The organism is Spirosoma endophyticum (genome assembly GCF_900112365.1).
GTDB lineage: Bacteria > Bacteroidota > Bacteroidia > Cytophagales > Spirosomataceae > Spirosoma > Spirosoma endophyticum.
The window spans coordinates 1-1,139 of record NZ_FOLQ01000081.1 but is presented as its reverse complement, the minus strand read 5'-3'; the positions used below and the strand labels follow the sequence as shown (position 1 = coordinate 1,139).

The following is a 1,139-nucleotide window of genomic DNA, read 5'->3' as shown; positions in this document are numbered from 1 at the left end:
TGCTACCATTCAATTAATTGGAATCATAGGTGGAACTTGTTGTTGGGGGCAATCGCGAACCGAGAATCCAATCTGGAAACCTTGTCCACTTATACCCACTACTGATTCAACTACATTCCAAAAAACACTTGATTCAGTAGCTAACTTTTTGCCTGGGCGATGGGAGCTAGTAGAAATCGGTGGTGGATGGGGACCCAATCAAAAACCATATCGAGTCGTTGAACTGGTCATAAATCAAAAGCGAGAAGGTATCGTGTACGAAAACGGCCTAGAAACAGCCACCTTTCAATTAACCATGAAAATGAGATTGAATACGGTATGGTTTCGTATTAACCAGCAAGGGGAATCTCTTTAAATTACCCCTTAAGCCTGACACGTGGGGACGGATGAGCTTGTGTGATGAGAAGCTAGATCTGTCTAATGGAAGAGGGTACTCCTATGCCTTTAGGAGAGTGGCCAGCAAAGATTAGCCTAACATAATCGTTACTTATACAACCATGAAGTATAACATCCTGACAGGTCTTCGAATCGTTCTAGGGGGCTTCTTTGTGTTGTATGCTGTTATAAAGTTTCTAGGTATACAATTTCCAAGAATGTCTCTAACTGAGCCGATTGATCAAATTGACTCGGTTACGTTATTATGGTATTTTTTTGGTTATTCTCAACCGTACATGTTCACAGCCGCAGTCGGTGAATTGATAGTAGGAATTTTAATTGCTGTTCCCAAAACGACTAAAATTGGGGTGCTTTTCTATTTCCCTCTAGCCTTAAATATTGCCGCTATTAATTGGTGCTTTGGGCTTCCTTGGGATGTGAAAACTCTATCAACCTTCTTAGCTATTAGCTCATTTTGCCTGCTTCTCAAAGACATACCGTCCTATAAAAAGCTCTTGGTATAGATTGATCTTTTCTAAGAAATGCATATTAAGCTATACTGAAGGAGTTCTAAAAATAATTTCTTAGCAAAAAATCAGTTATACAACACATCCTCAAAAAATGCTATTGATTAATTCAAAGCTCGAACCGTGCTTTTGTATTTTCCTACGTTTATAAATCTATACTTACCCTACCAAGAATAATTACAGACAATATAATATATCGATTTATTTACAGATGTTCTATTAATTATTACATTAGAT

At 37.8% G+C, this 1,139-nt stretch carries 2 protein-coding genes; both read left to right on the top strand.

Annotated features, from left to right (window positions below; translation table 11 throughout):
- The coding region (locus BM202_RS38005) for a hypothetical protein (RefSeq protein WP_218160663.1) at nucleotides 1–355 on the top strand (355 nt) is incomplete at its 5' end.
- Nucleotides 356–497: 142 nt separating this feature from the next.
- Entirely contained in the window at nucleotides 498–899 is a 402-nt protein-coding gene (locus BM202_RS36515) for a hypothetical protein (RefSeq protein WP_093835539.1), read from the top strand.
- The last annotated feature ends 240 nt before the right edge of the window (nucleotides 900–1,139 follow it).